Below are 17,031 nucleotides of genomic sequence, written 5' to 3'. Positions count from 1 at the left end.
ACGGCGGGTTCTGCCGGTCAGACCGCTACGGGCGCGGGCGGTGCCGGCGGCGCGGCCGGCTATGCCGTGCGCAAGAACGGCCATACGGTCACCGTCAACAACGGCGGAACCGTAACCGGAACTGTCGGCTGAATGGCCACGTGGGATTGACTGACTTTTCCGCAGATTGCTTTGTAACTCGGGTGGCGCTTCCGGGTCCCGATATTTACGTCCCCGCAACCGATCCGATGTCGGTCAGTGCCGTCAGAACGCCCGCCATCAGGCCGCCGATCATCGCGCCCAGTGCCACGATCAGCAACGGCCCCAACAGCTTGGCCGTCTTGTCGATCCGCACCAGCGCGGCCGTCTCCTCACGCTCGCCCGCCCGGGCCAACATCGGCCCCAGAGCCGACGACGCCTCGCCCACCTCGGTCAGCTTGATGACCGCTTTCGGAAAGCCTTTGACCTGGCGAAAGGCCTCGCTAAGCGCTCGGCCCTGGCGGATGTGCGTCCCGACCACATCCATCCGCTTGCGCGCCTCGGCATTGCCAAGGCTGCGCGAACACAGCCGCAGCGCCTCGCTCAAGGACGCGCCCGCGCTCAGGCTGTCGCCCAGGGTGCGGGCATAGCCGCCGAAGATCAGCGGCCGGGTAATATTCCCCAGCGGCCCGTCCAGCAGCCACACCTCCAGCCAGGCCTTCAGCCCGCCGTAGCGCCAGCCGAATGCCGCAGCTAAACCCGCCGCCGCAAAGCCGCCCAGCGTGTAGGGCCAGCCGTTCTGTAAACCCTCGCTCAGGAAGACAATGATTGCAAAATAGACCGGAGGATCGCGGCCGGTATCGCTGAGCAGCGGCGCAATTGCCGGCACCACCACCAGCAGGATGATCGACAACGCGGCCAGCGCCGTGGCGAACACAAACACCGGATAGCTCAGCGCCTCGAACAACTGCTGGCGGATCTTGCGCCGCGTCGTCAGAACCTGGGCCGCTCCGTCCAGGCCCGAAGCGACATCGCCGCGCGCCTCCCCGGCGGCGATCAGCCCGCGCAGGTGGGTCAGGCCGGGCGGAATGACATGGCCCAGCGCCGCGTCCAGGCTGGCCCCGCCCAGGATCTTTTGCGACACGTCGCGAATCTGCGGGTGGCTGTCGCTGCCGACAACGCCCAGCGCCGTACGGATGTCGGCGCCTGCACGCAGCAGAACGGCCAGATTCCGCAGGAACTCCTCAAGATCCGTCCCCGACAGTCCGGGTTTGCGGCCCAGCCATGCTGGCAGGCGCAGGCCACTGCCGTCCTTAGCGCCGTGTTTCACGACGATCGATACCGGCGACAGGTTCTCGGCGCGCAGTTTGGAAAACACCTCCGCCTCGCTGGCCGCCGTCATACGGCCGCTGCGCACCTTGCCGTTCAGCTGAATGGCTTTGTAGGCGAAGTCACTCATCGGCGATGACCATGATTTCGTCGAGTGTGGTCTCTCCGGCCCCGATCCGGCGCAGACCTTCGCCGACCATACTGGTTTGACCCGATGCGCGGCCCCAGGATTTCAGCGCTTCCAAGTGAGCGCCGTCGGCCACGAGTGTCAGAAAAGCGTCGTCGGCCCACACGCCCTCGGCCAGGGCGATCCGGCCTGCGTAGCCGATTCCTCGGCATTTCGGGCAGCCGCGCGCTTCGAACTGACGCCCCGGCACCGGCACACCGGTTTTTTGCGCAAAGACGGCCAGGGCTTCGCTTACCGGCACTTCGGCCTTGCAGTCGCACAACCGGCGCACCAGGCGCTGGGCCATGACGCCCTTGACCGAGGCCGCCAATTGATAGGGTTCGACCCCCATGTCACGCAGACGCGGGGCAACCGCCAGGGCGGTATTGGCGTGGACCGAGGCCAGCACCAGATGGCCGGTCATGGCAGCCTGAACCGCCACCGCCGCGGTTTCCGTGTCTCGGATTTCCCCCACCAGGATGACGTCTGGATCCTGACGCAGGAAGGAACGAAGAGCCGAGGCAAAGGTCAGGCCGATCTGGCTCTGGACCTGGGTTTGCGACACGTGGTCGAAGTGGCGCTCGACCGGATCTTCAACGCTGAGGATTTTCTTGCCGGAACCGCGGAAGGCGGCCAAGAGGGCATAGAGGGTGGTGGTTTTGCCCGACCCGGTCGGGCCGGTGACCAGGAACAGACCATGCGGCGCCCGAACGGCCTTTTCCAGCAGCGCGATAACCGGCACCGGAAAGCTGAGTGCCGGAATGCTTTGAGGCGCGTTGGCCCGGTCCAGCAGGCGCAGCACTGCGCCCTCACCGAACACCGTCGGCGAGGTCGCGACGCGGACGTCGATCGACCGGCCGGCATTGATGAAGGAAGCGCGGCCGTCCTGGGGCAGGCGGCGTTCGCCGACATTCAGATTCGACAGCACCTTGATGCGGGACACGCACGGCCCGACCAGGTCGGCCGGCGCTGTGGCGTAATCGACCAGGCGGCCGTCGACGCGCAACCGGATCAGCAGGTCGTTGCGCCGGGGCTCGAAATGGATATCCGAGGCATTGCGGTCGACGGCGGCGGCAAAGGCCTGAGCGACCAGTTCGACCGCCAGGCCTTCGACGCTGTGATCCTCAACGAAGGCCAGGTCGCGTTCGATGCGGCGCTCGTCCATGAAGCTGTCGCCCTGAACGTCATTGGCTTCGGCGTCGAATACCCGGCGCCAGTCGGCCAGACGCGCCACCTCGAAGACGATGTCGCGGCCGGTGGCAAAGCTCAGCCCCGCCTTCATCTCATCGTCGAAGGGATCACAGGCAGCGCAGACCAGGCGTTCGCCCTCCAGGCGCAGCGGCACAACGCGGACCTTGCGCAGGAATTCCTGCCCCAGGCCCAGTTCCTTATTGTCGGTGCGCGGCGGATCCCGGTCGGGATCCCACAGCGGCAGGCCGGTCACCTCGGCATAAGCGCGCGCCAGGTCGTCGTCCGACAGCAGGCCCAACTGGTTCAGCACCTGCTCCACCGGCTGGGCGGTCCGGTCCGACAGGCTGCGCGCACGGCCGACCGCTTCAGGCGTAATGTGGCCGGTTTCCAGCAGGTGATCGAGCACATCGTCGCGGATGATGTCGAAGGCACTCATACCAGCCAGCTTTCGGGAATCAGGATGCCGATAACAAAAGCCGCCGCCGCGATCATCGGGCCGAACGGCATCAGCCCCTTGCGGTTGCGGATGACGACCAGGCCGATCACCGCCGCCACCGCCACCATAACCGGCGTGCGGACATTCAGCCACAGGGCCAGCGCAGCCACCAGCTTGACGTCGCCCAGCCCCAGCATGGCCGCGCCGTGCCGGCGCTCCAGGACATATTTGACGCCATACAGCACAGCCGCCGCGACGGCCGCCGCAATGAGGCCCGACACGACATGACCTGACAGGAACGCCAGGACCAGGGCACACGCGGCGATGCCCGTCGTCAGGATATCGGGCAGGCGCAGGGTCTTGAGATCGATCAGGGCCGCGATCAGCAACAACAGGCACAGCAGGCCGGTGATCAGCCCATCGACACCGCCAAGCACGACCCAGGGCACGGCCAGGGCTACGGCGCCCAGGGCCTCTCCGGCCAGATGAAACGGCGCGATACGGTGGCCGCAACCAGAACAGCGCCCGCGCGCCACGGCATAGCCGACGAAGGGGACGGTTTCGCCCCAACTCAATGTGCGCGCACAGCCGTCACACGCCGACCTGCCGCTCAACGGACTGCGGTCCGCGGCCAGGCGCAGCGCGGCAGTCGCGGCGAACGAACCGACAACGGCTCCGGCCGCGCCACCGAAAGCCGCCCGCATCAGCAAGGCCGCGATTTCGGCATCCATCATCGCACCGTCACCGCGATATCCTGGTCGGCGCCCTTGCCGCCCGTCTTGCCGTCGGCGCCCAGGCTGGTCACGTTCACCGTACCGTCGGCGGCGGCGGCATAGACGATCGGCCGGTTCCACGGGTCGTTCAGAGCCTTGGTCGAATTCAGGTAGGGCCCAAGCCAGCCCTCAGCGCCGGGATCCTCGACCAGGACCTTCAGGCCCTCATCCGGCGTGGGAAACCGGCCGATGTCATCCTTGAACATAGTCAGGGACGCGGCTGTGGTGTCCAGTTGCAACGTGGCGGATTTGGCCCGGGCGCGCGCCAACTGCCCCAGCAGCGAAGGTGTAAGGACTGCTGCGATCAGGGCGATGATCACGATAACGACCAGCATTTCGGTCAGGGTGTAGCCACCGTCACGGCGCTCTATGGTTGGCTGGTCAGTTGTGCGCATGTCGGCATCTCCCCCAAAGCATAATCCTCCTGCGACACTACTGCGAAAAGGCGATCGGGATCACCCAAAAAACGCACAAGGCGTTCCTGAACGCGCCCCCCCGATACCGCGCGAATGCGCCAGACCTGCCCGTCATGGCCGCCGGACAGGGTGATGACGCTGACCCCTGTCGGAAAATCCTGTTTCGGATCGTTATGACCATAGGTCGAAAACAGGGTTCTTACGCAATCGTTTTTGGGCCATACACCGGTGGCCAGACCGGAGAGCTGCGCCCGCGTCAGCACGGTATGCGCCGTCAGATGCATGTCTTCGACATCACCAATGGCGGTCATCGGCCATTTACGCCCCTCGAACTCCGCCCGGAGCTGGACTGTGACATGACCGCCAGGAACGGCGACCTCTTCCTGGCCAGCCAGCGTGGCTTCGCCCTGAGCGCGAGCGATTTGCCCGGCAAAACGCAGGACGGCCGTGTTTATCGCTTCACGCTGCTGCAACTGGACGAGGTCGCGCTGCCCCTTCTGTTTCTGCGATGAAGCCAGCCCCAGCATCGCGGCGCACATCAGCGACGCGGCGGCGCACAGGGCAATAGCGCCCATGGTGGCATAGCCTCCGTCACTGGGCGGGACCGGCCGGCGCAAGGAAGCCCTCCTGGATAAGTTCTCGCAGATCCGCCCCCAGGCTGGCTGTCATCGCGTCATAGTCGGAGGGCGACCGCAGGATGCGCGCCTTCAACAGAACGATAAGTTCGGTGCGGTTGCGGTTATGGCTCTGCCCCTTGAACACCCCACCGATCAGCGGAATATCCTTTAATCCCGGTATGCCGCTGTCACTCTGCGAATCGCTGGAACTGATCAGCCCGCCCAACGCCACGACCGTGCCTTCCGGCACGATCAGGCTGGAATCAAGCTTGCGCTGGTTGATGGTCGGTGAGTCGATGCCCGAGGTTTGGGTGCGGGCGACGGAACTGACCTCCTGGCTGACCTCCAGCAATATGCGATTGGTGCCCGTGATCCGCGGCGTAACCTTCAGCATGACGCCCGTGTCGCGGTAGTCGACACTGTTCACGACCGGCGCGTCGCCATTGACCACCGATTGGGCGGTCTGGGTTACGACCGGCACCTGGTCGCCGACCTGCAGCACCGCCGGCATGTTCTCCACCGTGGCGACCTTTGGCGCCGAGACGATGCGCACCTTGGATTGCGAACTCAGCGCCGTTACCGCCGCCGAAATATCGTTGCCCAGGTAGTTGATGGAAAAGCCCGGCGCGATCTGGCCAAACCCCGTGCTGCGCGTTGAAAAGTGACTGACGGAAAGATCGCCGTTGGACGCGATCGCCTCCCAGTCGACGCCATAGCTCAGGTCCTTGGTCAAGGTCACTTCCACGATGGAGGCTTCGATGAACACCTGGGCTGGCTCACGGTCGATTTCCGACAGCACCTCCTGAAGCCGCACACGCGTGGCTTCCGGCGCGTTGATGATGACGGTGTTGGTCGCCTTGTCAGCCACGATGCGCACGCCCTGACTATTGGATTCCGGTGCTGAAGACGTGCCGGCCGGCGCAGCCGCCTCCCCCGTGCTCGTCGCCGATCCGGCCGGCACCTGGACATCGGACATGGTGCCGACGACGGCGTTAAGCGTCTTGACCAGATTTTCCGCCGACGCGCCCTGCGGATGATAGACCCACACCCGGATCGTCGTATCCTGCGACGGAACGTCAAGGCGCTGAACCAGCGAACCGATCTGGCTAAGGGCTTCTTGCGACTGCGAAAAGGCGAAGATGCCGTTCAGGCGCCGCATCGGTGCGATCGTCACACCCGAGGTTCCCGACGCCTTGAGCAACAATTCGAGATCCGCGCCGACGGATGCCGCACTGGCATTCGCCAAAGGATAAAAGCGGATACGGGCGTCGCTCAGCGTGCTCTGGTCGAACAGACCGATGGTCGTCAACGCGTTGTCCAGCTCTTCGGCACGCCCGCCCAGAATGATCAGGCCCAGCTTGTCAGAGGAAAACAACACCATGTCGGCGCGTGCGATCGCGCCCAGAGCCTTGGCGATTTCGGTCGCCGACCCGTAGTTTATGGGAACTGCGCGCACCTGGAACCCGATTCCGGACGCCCTGGCGGTCGTCACCTGGCCGCCGACGCCGGCCAGCTTGCGCGGCCGCAAGACGACGGTTTCCCCGTCCTGGATCATGACCACGTCATATTGCGCCAGGGCCTGCTCAAAAGCAGCCAGAAGTTGGACCTTGGTCAGGCGTTGCTCAATGCTGAAATTCATCTTGCCGGACACGCCAGGCTCGACGCGATACGACACACCCAGGCCCGCGCCAAGGATTTCATCGGCCACCTGGCCTATGTCTGCCTCGCGGAACACAAAGGTATAGGTCTGGGACGTCTGAGCCATAACGGGAGCCGTCATGGGCGCCAGAGCCAGACACGCCGCCAAAAGCAGATGCGAAACTTTCATGAAAATCCTGTCTTATCCCCCCGCCCCGACGGCGGGCGTCGGCGGCGCATCGTTCAGCCCGACCATTCGTTCACCCAGCGGCGTATCGAGACGGGCGCGGCGGCCGTCGACATCGATCAACCGGACATCCCCACCGGGCTGACCGGCCACAAACCACACCGGCGCGGCGCCGTCCACCGAAACCAGGGCCGCCTTGCGCCCCGGCGAAATGGCGATACCGACCAGTTGCAGCGTCTTTTCCGCCAGGGCGCCGTTGCCGGTCGTCATGGCAAAGATCGGACGCTGGGCCATGTCCGGGGCCATCAGCGCCGCCTGGGCCGGAACCGTAAGGCGCACGGCGGATTTGGCGGTCGTCGCCACCCCGTCCAGCCGGCGCAGGTCGCCGGCCGTCGGGTCGGCAAAAACCGTCAAAAGCAGCCCGGCCGCACCGGCCGCTGCCGCGCCGGCCAGGATCAGCTTTGTTGTGTCCATCGGCAATAGAGCCGTCCTTCCAGGTCGAGCGTCACCGAATCGATACGATTGCGCAGGCTCAGGTTATCGAGAAACAGGCGCGGCCGGAACCGGTCGAGCACCTCCAGGCCGCCCAGCGCCTGTTCGTAGGTACCGCTGCCCTTGAGCGTCACGGTGTAGGCCATCAGGGGTCGTTTGCCCTCGACCCGCCCTTCGGGCCGGATATCAAGCGCATCGACCTTTAAACCGCTGCCCGTCACGGCATTACTCAACTGCTGGCGAAAGCCGTCATCGATCCGGTTGGTGCAGACACTGCCTGCCGGGAAAACCGTCAGGTCCCCCGGCGCTGCGGCCGCGGTTCGGATCGAGGCCGCCTGGCGTTCCAGCGCGTCCAGCCGTGCTGCCGCACCCGACGGCCTCGAAAGGACCCACAGCCCGGCCGCGACGGCCAAAACCGCCGCGGCAACAGCAAAGGCGGCCGGCGGAATGGGCGGCAGGACGAAGCTACTTTTAGGGCGGCGATCAAACATCATGGCCGGTCTCCCGGACCGGCAACCCAAAGCCACACGCCCTTGCGCACGGGCTTGGGCGCGCGCTGCAGGCCGGCATCCGCCACCGGCGGCGCCTCCCCGCGGGCCTCAACCGCCCAATAACCCTTGTTCCACAGATAGGCCTCGAGCCGCACCGCCGGGTCGCGTTTCAAACTGAGGGTGTTCAGATCCGCCAGCGCCTGGCTGATCGTGCGATTTTCCAGGTCCAGCGCGGCCAGGGCGGCAGCGTCCGCCTTGGCCCGGGCTACCCCTTCGGCCTCGCGCGCTCGGCGCTTTACCTGAGTCTCCAATACCGTCAGCCGTTCCGCCTCAGCGACGCGACGCTGCATGGTCATGGTTCCCATCAGGGCAAAGCTGACCGCAGTCACCGCGCCCAGCCCCAGTATCCAGGCGCGATGGAGCGACTGTTGCGTCTTCTGCTGTCGCGACGGCAGTTCGACCGCTATGCGTTGCCCCTGGACCTCGATATCGAATTTCAACCCCTGGCGCTGGTCAACGCCGCGCAGATAGATAGCGACGAACTTGCCGGGCTCGCCCAGCATCCATGGCTTGAGGCGGCGGACGACGATGTTGATGTCGTCGCCAGACACCGGCGAGGTGTGCCGGGCTTCCAGCCGAGCAGCCCGCGCCTGGTCCCACGGCCAGCCGGGTGGCGCCCCGATCACGCGTGTGAAGGGCTTGAAAGCGGCCCGCTCGGGTATGTTCAAGTCGTTCATGAGGCCGACGCCGAGGACTGGGGTTGGAGGCAGGTACGTGAAATCATGTCGAACAGACAATCGGCTTCATGTTCAACCGGAAATTTCACCGTGGCAAGATTTTTACCATCGCCATCCTGCCACAATACGGCCGACAGGCGCGGCGGCGGCTGATCGGATACGGGCGCGGGTGGCCAGGCCGTATGAACCGCCCCTTCCGACAGATAGACCAGTCGCCCATTGGGCGGTCTCAGGGCGCATTCCCCGTTGGCGCAAGGATAGCTCAATCCCTCTGCATCGCCACTGACCTTGGCGTCGCGCAGAGGCTGCAACGGCGTCAGGGTCTGCCGCAGTTCATTCACAAAGGACCTGCGCGACGCCTCGACCCGGCGGTCGGCCAGGCCGCGGCGCTCGCCCTGCGCGATCATGCGGTTAACCTGCATCAGTCCGGCCATAGCCAGGCTGACCACCAGCAGCGCCATCACCGCTTCCGCCAGGGTAAAACCGCCTTCCTTCTGTTTTGCCTTACCTAGCCTCATGCGACGGCCTCTGCATGGCGGTCGCACCAGCGCGTAGCGCTAAGGCGATGGACCCGCCCTTTCGGACGGGTGCGGAGCGAGGCCTCGATGCGGCACAGACGCAGGCCCTGGACCTTGTCCTCCTCGACCTTCGCTTCGTAGACGAACTGTCCTAGACTGCCATGGTAGTGTCCAACGGCGCGCGGCACGGCTTCGACGGCAGCGGCTAGGGCGACCGCGGCTTCACGGTTGTCGAGCGCGGAACGGGACAGACCGCGGGTGATTTTCAAGGTCCCCAGGCAGATGGCGATCATCAGCGACACGATCACCACAGCGACGAGGGCGTCGACCATGATGATTCCCCCTTCCTTGCCGACACCGGCCGATACGCCCACAACACCCCCCAATGCGGCCTCTGCACGGCCTGTTTGCAAAAAATATATCAGATCGCTCTTCGCGCAGCAATCATACGTAGTATGGTGGCGACATTATGCGTGAGCCATTTGGGTCAAAAAATCGAAATCTGCGACGTGTCGTGGCGGCTACCCTGTCCGTCGCCTTGCACCTTCTGGCCCTATCGGCCCTTACCCTGTCGTCGGCGTCCGACCCGTCACCGGTAAAGCTTGAGGGTGAAGGTATATCGGACCTGGAAGGCCTGGAGGTCGACCTGGTCGGCCTTGTCGACAGCTTCGAACCGCCGGCCGTACCTGCGCCGACCACGGCGGAGATGTTTTCGGACATGACCGAGTCCGATCCCGCGCCCTCTTCCGCGGAGGACAGTTTCACACCCTCGAAAAAGCCGCTGTCGCTGGCCGAGGCCCTGGGCGGCAACCCTTTCCAGCCCGACAGCGCGCCGCAATCACGCACGGCGGACGAGTCCCACGTCAGGGCGGATAACCGCACCAACAAGACGCCCAACGAATTGTGGAAGGCGATCGAGCCGTGCTGGAACCGCGTCACGGATAAGTCGACCCTGGACGTCACCCTGGAGGTCAGTTTCTCGCCACTGGGCAATCTGGCCCGACCGCCGGTGATCAAGAGAACGCACGGCGCGCTTCTGAACGACCGGGTGCTGAGATCCGAGAACCAGGCGATTACCGCCCTTGCCCAGTGCGGGCCGTATTTGATGGCTTACGGCCAGGACCAGGTCGAGATTCAGTTCCCGAGCCGTAAGGGGTAGTGCAGAACGAGTTCAGATAAATTCCGTTTCAATTTTTAGGTGAATTAGTAAGGCGCCCTTACACGGTAATTCCGTTTAAGGGCGCCTTGCTTCATTTTAGTTTTCTTTTCCGCAGGCGAGCCAGCAGCTCTACTGCAACTAAAAATACGATTAGCAACAGTATGTAAAGCCCGCAAATTTTTAGAAGCGTGCCTTCATTTACACCGTTTGATTTAAGCCCTCCATAGAGCACCAGACCACCAAACAGAGCCGCCAGTAAAAACTTTACCATTGTCATCACCCGCCTCTTTTACCACCCCCACAAGCTTCGAAAACGGCAACTCGGTCAAAAAAGGCATTCGCTCGCTTCATTTCAGCATCATGTCCAGCGGCGCTAATTCCCTGATGAAGGTAAATGGAGGCAGCCACAGGCCAGTCATAGAGGCTAATCGCAGAATGAACTTTCAGCCCCACGCCCGTCGGCTTGGACAACGCACCGCGCGTGACCCCATAGTCGTAGCCACCTTTTACAATCCCCCCCCCGCAATGACCTGGAACGGAGCGGAGTTGTAAAAGTCGTTGCCGGCTCCCCAGAAGCTTGCTCCACTAAGGGCCGTATAGGCCGTAAACTTGGCAGTATCAGCATACCTCCACCGAGGACTGTCCCTCATAGAGTCATGGAAACCCGCTTCTTTAAAAGATTTGGCAGACTTCTTCTCGGCCGCAATGCATTTATTGGTTTTCAGATCCTGGCCGTTACGATTACCTCCTCCTCCTCCTCCTCCGCCGCCCCCTCCGCCATGTTGCTGATCGGTAAACGGCATGGTTGGTCCGCCATGACATGTCTGGCCAGTCTGACGCTGCACGGGCGGTTCATTGGGTACATATCCTTTAAAGTTACCATTCTTATCGGTGTAGACCCAATAGTAGGTCTCGTAGATAGGCGTACAGTCGGGGCCACCACCATACAAGCCGGTAGAGTCTGTCCGATTGATGGGGTTATTTTTCACATAGGCGTACATATTCATGCCGTCGGCGTAACCGATGGGATCTGATTGCAGGAATCGTCCGATCGCTGGTTGGTACATCCGGGCCTTATAATAGTATAGCCCCCCAGCTTCGGGAAGATAAACCTGGCCGGTATAGCGGAAACGGCTTTCCGTCCCGCCCGTTGTCTGAGGTACGCCGTATGGATCGTAGGCGTAACTCGATATTTTCGTACCGGAACTGTTCGTCAGAGCCGTGATGGAGCCCTGTTGGTCTGAAAGGAAATATTGAGCCGTAGTGTCGTTAGTCCCTTCAAACCATACCAAAGGCTGATCTGCGGCCGGACCGTGGACGTAGCGACGCAGCAGATTATTCGATCCGTCGAATTCCGCGATTAAATCCACCCCATCGTACAGGAATTTCCGAGTCGTCGTCGTTCCCGATACGGTTTTCGCGACGCTGGACAACCGGCTTTCCGCGTCATAGGTGAGCGTGCTAGTCATGGCCGCATCCTGATAATTTGTCAGGAGGTCATCCAGATTGTAGGTAAAGGTTGCGCCACCGCCCGTCGCCAGGTTTCCGCGGACATCATAGGTGAAGCCCGTAGCACCGGCTGCCGTCATCTGATTCAGCCCATTATGACTATAGGTCAAGGGGCCGACGTTGGACGGAGGTACGTAATTGTAAGCCGAGTTGCTGGAGCTTCTTGATGAGATATCGTTCGTTGCGTTGTTATAGCCAAATGTCCAGGTCACATCGTCGGATGTTCCGGCCAAATTATTGTTGAGAGTCGCCAGACGTGACGCCGTGTCAAACGAAGGATCCGCAACTATCTGACTCGACGGCCCCAGCGTTAAACTGTCCAGGCGTCCATAGTCGTCAACGGCGAAAGTTGCGCGAACAACCGGAGAACCCGAGTTATAGACGCTGGAAATCGTACTGATGCTATTGTCTGACCGGTACGCGTAGCTAAGATAGAAGGTGTTCAAAGTATCATAATAGAGGCGATCCCGACGACCTATGCTGTCAAAAGTATAGCGTACTGTTCCGGTGGGCTGAACGTCGCTCGCCATCCCAAACAACGCATGATAGGTATAGGATCCGGTAACGCCGTTATTGGTGCGCTGCACCACTTGGTCGAAATTGTTGTAATATACATCTTCACTGATATTCGATCCCACTGGACCAACTCGCGTCTTCGACCGCCCCAGCACATCATAGGCCAGGTTAAGACGGGCTAGGACGTTGGCGGCATCACCGTCACGCAGATTTACCGCGCTCGGGCGGCTGCTGGCGCGATTGGCGTCCGCCGTATTTGCCGTATTGTACTCGACTTCAGTACAATCGGCTGTCGAAGACAGATAAGGCGTCGTCGGATTAGGATAGCAGGACTTGATGAGGCGATTAAACTTATCGTAGCTGTACGTCGTCAGGTTACCCTTGTCGTCGGCCACGGTCGCCAATGCACCAGCCGCGTTGTAACTGTTTACAACGTCCTGACGCGCGAGTGCCGTTCCATAACCGCTGACCGAACTGATCAGTTGCCCCGCCTTGTTATACGAGTACTTCACAATCCGTTCCGGCGTAGCTCCACCTGCCACAGTACAGGCTTGCGGATCTGACGCCGCCACGGTGACGCAGTCGACCCTGAATAGGGAATCATAAACGGTACGGGTAACCTGCTGCGCCGTTCCACTGCCTTTGGAAAAGTAGCGCTGGAACTTAGGCAGCCCAGTTGCGCTATCATATTCCGTTTCGGCGGTCTCATAAATGTTGCTGCCCGACGGAAGATCAGCAACCGCCGTTCCATTGGCAACACCCGACTCGACCTTGGTGATCTTGCCGTCATTATTGCGGGTGTATTTCACAGCCTTGCGCTTCAGCGCCCCGGCACCATCCGGATCGGCGCCGATCGACCCGAGAAGCCAGCCTGCCCGGTTATAAAAAGCATAATCCGTGTCGTTTGCGCCTGATAAAGGACCGTCAGTGGAGATGACTCGTCCCATCGCATCATAACCGTAGGTTACGGACAGGCTATTCGAGCCGTTGCCCGTAGCCCGAGTGATGGAGACCGGCAGAACGTTCCTATAAGTCGGATTCGTGTTATCCGCGCCGTAACTGATGATCGTGCGCACCTCATCCGCCGTACCGACACATGTCGGCGCTGTACCCGTCATACAGGTCGAAACCTCCGCCAACCGCCAGACCGGCGTATCCGCCGTCAAGGTCCCCAGGCTCCCGGGCTTCTCGTAGTGCCTCGGCGTGATTTTGCGATAGCTATACCGGACCTGGGGTGTCCCATCCGGCAGACTGCCTGGATTATCGACAAACGGCAAAGTGATTTTCTTCACCATATAGCTGCCGGTATTGGGGTCCCCCCCACTGGCGTGTCGTACTCGTAGGTCGTCGTTAGACCGTTATAATCCGTGACGCTTGTCGGCTGGTTACAGAACTTCAGGTCGGTCGCCGGACAGCTGGCAGGGTAGGCGGCAGTGGCAACTAAATTTTTGGTCGTTCCAGCAATGGCATCCTTTGGCACGACTGTTGTTTTGGTCACATTGCCGCGTGCATCATACTCATATTCGGTATAGCCGCCGGTTAGGGTCGCGCCGCTATAGGTCGCATCGGGATTAATAACGCGATATATTCTCTTGTTCTGATACTCGTACTTGGTGACCCGCCCCTCCTCGTCCCGATCCGAGATCACCTGACTGAGCGAAGTATTGGACACAAGGACCCTTGTGCCGCCAGCGGGGTTGCTTACCGTGGTCGTGCGAATGCCAGAATTATCGCTATAGGCATAGTTCCAGGTCTGGCCGCTGGTCGTCAGCGCGGTCACCTTATCGCCGGTGAGGGTCGCGCTCATGCTGACCCCGGTCGGCGTCGTGATCCCGGTCACTAAGGCACGACCATTGACCGTGCTGGTGGTTACTGTTGTTGTCGCCGCCGTCCCGGCCGCATCCAGCACCAGACCGCCACCGCCACCACCACTGCCATTCAAGGTCGGCCAGCTGGTGCCAACAGTACAGCTATCCGAGCCTCCAGTGCCATAGGTCGTGGGATCACAGTGATCGGTCGAGGTATTGACGATGTAGATCTTGGTCGGCACGATCCAGCTGGCGCTGTCGGATAGCTCATACTTCACCATCCAGCCCAGCGAACTGGTGACGGAGTGAACTTGCAGAAACTTGACTAGCGGACTGGCATTGGCGATGTAGGAACGATAGTAAAAGTTCAGTTCCTCACCATCTGGCTTTTCGATTTTCGAAACCGCGCCCAGTGAAGCCTGGATGGCGTAGTTGCCAGTCTGCGTCCGGTCGAAGGTCGCCTTGGTCCCATCCGATCCAATATAGTAGCAAAGGTTCAGCGTGTTGGTGGTACAGGTCAGGCTGTTACCGGTCCCCGTATCCGAACCGTAGGTGTAAAGCTGCGTGCCCGAATTGAAGGTGAGATAGTTGAATTGTTCACTGGTCCCACCAAGGGAGACCGTAATGGCACTGGTGACGCTGGCGCCATTGATCACGCCAACGAAATTGTCACCGTAAGGGAGGTTGTAACCCGAACCGACCCGGCTGATGCCACTGCCGTTGCTGCCCGCCGAAATGCCGGGGAGCGGAACACTGAGCGTCCCCGACATCAGGTCGACACCGTTGCGATCCGTCGCACTGGCGACGGGCGGAGGCAAGCTCGCCACCTGGGCCTGAGCCCCCCCGAATGCCGCTGCCAGAATAGCCGCCACCGATACGCCAAGCAGCAGTTTCGCAGAACGTGTTGCAACGCTCATTTCGCCCCCCAATGTGTTTTCAAGCCTGATTTGCAAGCTAGGAGCGAAAAACTCGCTTGTCAAGCGGTACAAATTCGGCTTATCCATGTTGCATCAAACATACCTTGGGGGGCATCATGAAATCCTTGACCGTCGTTTCGCTCGTCTCGCTGGCCGCTGCAGTGGCCCTCAGCGCGTCGGCACAGACCTACACTTATGACAAGCTGGGACGGGTTACCAACGTCAGCCAGGGCACGGCCAATACGGTGTATTTTTACGATGGTACCGAGAATCGGACCGGCACCCAGACCGTAACCAACGGTGCCACCACCATGACGGCGCCGGCCACGACCCGCGTGATTCCGGTGACGACGCCGGCGGCCAATCTTCGCACCCTCGCCAACAGTGCAGGTTATGACGGCACGTCTGCTGTCACTATCCAGTTCGTGGTGCCGCAGGGCGTAAATGTGATTGGCTATGCAGGCGGACGTGGCATCGAAACCGGCACCTGGCCCGCCAATGCCACGATCAGCCTGGTCGTCTACGGCAACGTCTACGGCGGCGGCGGCAACGGCGGCAACGGCGGTGGCGACAACACGGCTATCGGCGGCATGCAGGGGCTTAGCCCCACCGGCGGCACTGCTGGCGGCGACGCCTTTTACGCCCAGGCGCCGATTACCGTTACGATCGCGGCGGGCGGCTCGATAAAGGGCGGCGGCGGCGGCGGCGGCGGCGGCAACTATGCCGGAGGCGGTTCGACCATGTACGCCGGTTCCGGCGGTGGCGGCGGCTTCCCCAACGGACAGGGCGGCCTCGGCGGATTCGGCTACAACGCAGCGAACGGAAACCCCGGCGCAAACGGATCTCTCTCCGGTGGCGGCGCCGGTGGAACCAGCTCCGGCCCTCCCGGTGGCGCCGGTGGTAACGGCGGCTTGCCGGGCGGCGTCGTAGCCCCCAATCCGGGTGCTGCAGGTTATGCTGTCCGAAAGAACGGCTACACTGTCACAGTCACGAATAATGGTACCGTAGCTGGAACCGTCGGGTAGAGCTTACCTCATGGAGGCAAAATATTAGCAGTGCAGAACGCCAATATTTTGCGAACGGACGCTCAAAATGAACGGCGCGGATCAAGGGACTTTGTCAGGGTCAATGCGGTGGGCGCGCCCTAAGGCTCCGATAGAATAAAGATTATGGGAAATGTGCGTTGCAGGAAACGCGTGAAAGGAAGCGTAATGACGACTGTGCATCTAGCTTGACACCGGGTCAGACGATAGCCAGTCCTCGCAGCGCAATCCTTCAACACGCGAGAACTCCCCCAGATTTCCAGTAACAACAATAAGACCTCTGCTACGCGCATGACCTGCAATGAGTAGGTCATAACCGCCAATCAGAGTACCCCGACGTTCCAAAGACGCTCGAATGTCTGCTGCGTGGGCGGCAGCCTCGGGCCCAAATGAAATAACCTCCAGCCGCGCAGCAAACCGCTCGACTTTTGTCCGGTTGAAAGCAGGACGATCAGACTTTTCAGCGCCGTGTAACAATTCCGCCAATATTATCGTTGAGATACAAAGCCCATCCGCTTCCGCGTTAAACCGTTCTCGGATAGACTGCGGCCTGTCTCTGAGCACTCTGATACATAGACTGGTATCAAGCATATATCGAAGCACTAGAAGCTCTCACGGACTTGTTCGGTCGGTTGGTTGCGCTCGCCAAGATCGATGCCTGGCGCAGCAAAGAAATCGTCCCAAACACTGTTCGACGGCACGATGATTCGACGCCCCCCTTCCCTCAGAATAGTCACGTCTTTGACCCCGTCCGGAAAAGCCACATCCTTAGGTAAGCGAACTGCCTGCGAGCGATTTGAGTGAAACAAGGTTGTGCGCGTCATTATCCACCTTCAAAGAAACAGCATAGAATAGCCCGGACACGGGATATGTCAACGGGATATACACGCTGAACGCCGTGGGAAATTCAGAGATGGTGGACGGCCTCATGTCTTGCGCAGTTGATTGGCAAGCTATTTACCGGTGCTGCTTTCCTGCTTGCTGAAGACGGCACAGTGCGGCTTGATGGCAAGCTGGCGAAAGTCATGCCGCAGCTTCCGAGCCCGGAAAATATCAGCGAGCCTCAGTTGCTTTCGCATACCTCGGGTAGCCCTGCCTCAAATGGGGAGAGGGAGAAGAGTTTGACCTTA

18 protein-coding genes and 1 pseudogene are annotated in these 17,031 nt (G+C 61.3%); 3 read left to right on the top strand and 16 right to left on the bottom strand.

The features are described 5' to 3' along the window. Positions 1-205: 205 nt before the first annotated feature. From ABI_RS06330 to ABI_RS06280, 11 genes are read right to left on the bottom strand one after another with little or no spacing between them, the layout of a single operon-like run. Entirely contained in the window at positions 206-1,417 is a 1,212-nt protein-coding gene (locus tag ABI_RS06330) for a type II secretion system F family protein (RefSeq protein ID WP_006272047.1), read from the bottom strand. Then, positions 1,410-3,080: a GspE/PulE family protein gene (locus ABI_RS06325; protein WP_006272046.1), complete on the bottom strand. Its 1,671-nt coding sequence runs from the start codon at positions 3,078-3,080 to the stop codon at positions 1,410-1,412. The genes ABI_RS06330 and ABI_RS06325 overlap by 8 nt, the downstream gene beginning before the upstream one ends. Beyond that, on the bottom strand, positions 3,077-3,814 hold the full coding sequence (locus ABI_RS06320) for a prepilin peptidase (protein WP_006272045.1): 738 nt from the start codon (positions 3,812-3,814) through the stop codon (positions 3,077-3,079). Before ABI_RS06320 ends, ABI_RS06325 begins: the two co-directional genes overlap by 4 nt. Next, positions 3,811-4,248, bottom strand: coding sequence for a type II secretion system major pseudopilin GspG (gene gspG / locus ABI_RS06315; protein WP_006272044.1), 438 nt, complete (start codon positions 4,246-4,248; stop codon positions 3,811-3,813). The genes ABI_RS06320 and gspG overlap by 4 nt, the downstream gene beginning before the upstream one ends. Beyond that, complete coding sequence (locus ABI_RS06310) at positions 4,221-4,886, bottom strand: hypothetical protein (RefSeq protein ID WP_040308636.1); 666 nt, start codon at positions 4,884-4,886, stop codon at positions 4,221-4,223. Before ABI_RS06310 ends, gspG begins: the two co-directional genes overlap by 28 nt. Further along, positions 4,861-6,714, bottom strand: coding sequence for a type II secretion system secretin GspD (gene gspD, locus ABI_RS06305; protein ID WP_006272042.1), 1,854 nt, complete (start codon positions 6,712-6,714; stop codon positions 4,861-4,863). The genes ABI_RS06310 and gspD overlap by 26 nt, the downstream gene beginning before the upstream one ends. A gap of 12 nt (positions 6,715-6,726) precedes the next feature. Beyond that, positions 6,727-7,185 (bottom strand): hypothetical protein, encoded by a 459-nt coding sequence (locus tag ABI_RS06300; protein ID WP_006272041.1) that lies wholly within the window; start codon positions 7,183-7,185, stop codon positions 6,727-6,729. Continuing rightward, the gene (locus ABI_RS06295) at positions 7,167-7,697 is read right to left on the bottom strand and encodes a hypothetical protein (RefSeq protein ID WP_040308635.1); all 531 of its coding nucleotides are present in this window, start codon (positions 7,695-7,697) and stop codon (positions 7,167-7,169) included. The genes ABI_RS06300 and ABI_RS06295 overlap by 19 nt, the downstream gene beginning before the upstream one ends. After that, positions 7,694-8,431 carry a hypothetical protein gene (locus ABI_RS06290; RefSeq protein WP_006272039.1) on the bottom strand — a complete coding sequence of 246 codons (738 nt, stop codon included), beginning with the start codon at positions 8,429-8,431 and terminating at the stop codon, positions 7,694-7,696. The genes ABI_RS06295 and ABI_RS06290 overlap by 4 nt, the downstream gene beginning before the upstream one ends. Further along, positions 8,428-8,949, bottom strand: coding sequence for a type IV pilus modification PilV family protein (locus ABI_RS06285; RefSeq protein ID WP_006272038.1), 522 nt, complete (start codon positions 8,947-8,949; stop codon positions 8,428-8,430). Before ABI_RS06285 ends, ABI_RS06290 begins: the two co-directional genes overlap by 4 nt. Then, a complete protein-coding gene (locus ABI_RS06280; RefSeq protein WP_157138715.1) occupies positions 8,946-9,281 on the bottom strand; it encodes a hypothetical protein in 336 nt (111 codons plus the stop codon). The genes ABI_RS06285 and ABI_RS06280 overlap by 4 nt, the downstream gene beginning before the upstream one ends. A gap of 182 nt (positions 9,282-9,463) precedes the next feature. On the opposite strand from ABI_RS06280, the gene ABI_RS06275 reads away from it, so the two are divergent. Next, the gene (locus ABI_RS06275; protein ID WP_006272036.1) at positions 9,464-10,108 is read left to right on the top strand and encodes a UCP034077 family protein; all 645 of its coding nucleotides are present in this window, start codon (positions 9,464-9,466) and stop codon (positions 10,106-10,108) included. A 91-nt stretch (positions 10,109-10,199) separates the two neighbouring features. Here the strand turns inward: ABI_RS06275 and ABI_RS06270 are convergent, their stop codons facing one another. From ABI_RS06270 to ABI_RS06260, 3 genes are all read right to left on the bottom strand, one after another. Further along, a complete protein-coding gene (locus ABI_RS06270; RefSeq protein ID WP_040308634.1) occupies positions 10,200-10,385 on the bottom strand; it encodes a hypothetical protein in 186 nt (61 codons plus the stop codon). 229 nt (positions 10,386-10,614) lie between these two features. Next, positions 10,615-13,428: an RHS repeat-associated core domain-containing protein gene (locus ABI_RS06265; protein WP_040308633.1), complete on the bottom strand. Its 2,814-nt coding sequence runs from the start codon at positions 13,426-13,428 to the stop codon at positions 10,615-10,617. Next, positions 13,422-14,858 carry a hypothetical protein gene (locus ABI_RS06260; protein ID WP_006272033.1) on the bottom strand — a complete coding sequence of 479 codons (1,437 nt, stop codon included), beginning with the start codon at positions 14,856-14,858 and terminating at the stop codon, positions 13,422-13,424. Before ABI_RS06260 ends, ABI_RS06265 begins: the two co-directional genes overlap by 7 nt. A gap of 116 nt (positions 14,859-14,974) precedes the next feature. On the opposite strand from ABI_RS06260, the gene ABI_RS26435 reads away from it, so the two are divergent. Further along, entirely contained in the window at positions 14,975-15,883 is a 909-nt protein-coding gene (locus ABI_RS26435; RefSeq protein ID WP_006272032.1) for a hypothetical protein, read from the top strand. A 201-nt stretch (positions 15,884-16,084) separates the two neighbouring features. Here ABI_RS26435 and vapC read toward each other — a convergent pair whose 3' ends face one another. Together vapC and vapB are read right to left on the bottom strand one after the other, a co-directional pair. After that, complete coding sequence (vapC, locus tag ABI_RS24235) at positions 16,085-16,492, bottom strand: tRNA(fMet)-specific endonuclease VapC (protein WP_280959734.1); 408 nt, start codon at positions 16,490-16,492, stop codon at positions 16,085-16,087. Between the two features lie 11 nt (positions 16,493-16,503). Beyond that, a complete protein-coding gene (vapB, locus tag ABI_RS24230) occupies positions 16,504-16,725 on the bottom strand; it encodes a type II toxin-antitoxin system VapB family antitoxin (protein ID WP_211211119.1) in 222 nt (73 codons plus the stop codon). Between the two features lie 117 nt (positions 16,726-16,842). Between vapB and ABI_RS25860 the strand changes: the two are divergent. Next, positions 16,843-17,031 (top strand): annotated as a pseudogene (locus ABI_RS25860) (serine hydrolase domain-containing protein); the annotation flags it as partial.

The sequence above is a fragment of the Asticcacaulis biprosthecium C19 genome (assembly GCF_000204015.1).
Classification (GTDB): domain Bacteria; phylum Pseudomonadota; class Alphaproteobacteria; order Caulobacterales; family Caulobacteraceae; genus Asticcacaulis; species Asticcacaulis biprosthecius.
Note: the sequence above shows the minus strand (reverse complement) of the source record. Positions and strands in the feature narration are given on the sequence as shown.

What these genes read in the sequence shown, in the direction of transcription:
- ABI_RS06265 (WP_040308633.1), bottom strand. Translation starts at nt 13,428, where the DNA reads ATGGTGAAGAAAATCACTTTGCCGTTTGTCGATAATCCAGGCAGTCTG.
- ABI_RS06270 (WP_040308634.1), bottom strand. Translation starts at nt 10,385, where the DNA reads ATGACAATGGTAAAGTTTTTACTGGCGGCTCTGTTTGGTGGTCTGGTG.
- gspG (WP_006272044.1), bottom strand. Translation starts at nt 4,248, where the DNA reads ATGCGCACAACTGACCAGCCAACCATAGAGCGCCGTGACGGTGGCTAC.
- ABI_RS06260 (WP_006272033.1), bottom strand. Translation starts at nt 14,858, where the DNA reads ATGAGCGTTGCAACACGTTCTGCGAAACTGCTGCTTGGCGTATCGGTG.
- ABI_RS06280 (WP_157138715.1), bottom strand. Translation starts at nt 9,281, where the DNA reads ATGGTCGACGCCCTCGTCGCTGTGGTGATCGTGTCGCTGATGATCGCC.
- ABI_RS06325 (WP_006272046.1), bottom strand. Translation starts at nt 3,080, where the DNA reads ATGAGTGCCTTCGACATCATCCGCGACGATGTGCTCGATCACCTGCTG.
- ABI_RS06285 (WP_006272038.1), bottom strand. Translation starts at nt 8,949, where the DNA reads ATGAGGCTAGGTAAGGCAAAACAGAAGGAAGGCGGTTTTACCCTGGCG.
- ABI_RS06290 (WP_006272039.1), bottom strand. Translation starts at nt 8,431, where the DNA reads ATGAACGACTTGAACATACCCGAGCGGGCCGCTTTCAAGCCCTTCACA.
- ABI_RS06320 (WP_006272045.1), bottom strand. Translation starts at nt 3,814, where the DNA reads ATGATGGATGCCGAAATCGCGGCCTTGCTGATGCGGGCGGCTTTCGGT.
- ABI_RS26435 (WP_006272032.1), top strand. Translation starts at nt 14,975, where the DNA reads ATGAAATCCTTGACCGTCGTTTCGCTCGTCTCGCTGGCCGCTGCAGTG.
- vapC (WP_280959734.1), bottom strand. Translation starts at nt 16,492, where the DNA reads ATGCTTGATACCAGTCTATGTATCAGAGTGCTCAGAGACAGGCCGCAG.
- ABI_RS06330 (WP_006272047.1), bottom strand. Translation starts at nt 1,417, where the DNA reads ATGAGTGACTTCGCCTACAAAGCCATTCAGCTGAACGGCAAGGTGCGC.
- ABI_RS06300 (WP_006272041.1), bottom strand. Translation starts at nt 7,185, where the DNA reads ATGGACACAACAAAGCTGATCCTGGCCGGCGCGGCAGCGGCCGGTGCG.
- gspD (WP_006272042.1), bottom strand. Translation starts at nt 6,714, where the DNA reads ATGAAAGTTTCGCATCTGCTTTTGGCGGCGTGTCTGGCTCTGGCGCCC.
- ABI_RS06295 (WP_040308635.1), bottom strand. Translation starts at nt 7,697, where the DNA reads ATGATGTTTGATCGCCGCCCTAAAAGTAGCTTCGTCCTGCCGCCCATT.
- vapB (WP_211211119.1), bottom strand. Translation starts at nt 16,725, where the DNA reads ATGACGCGCACAACCTTGTTTCACTCAAATCGCTCGCAGGCAGTTCGC.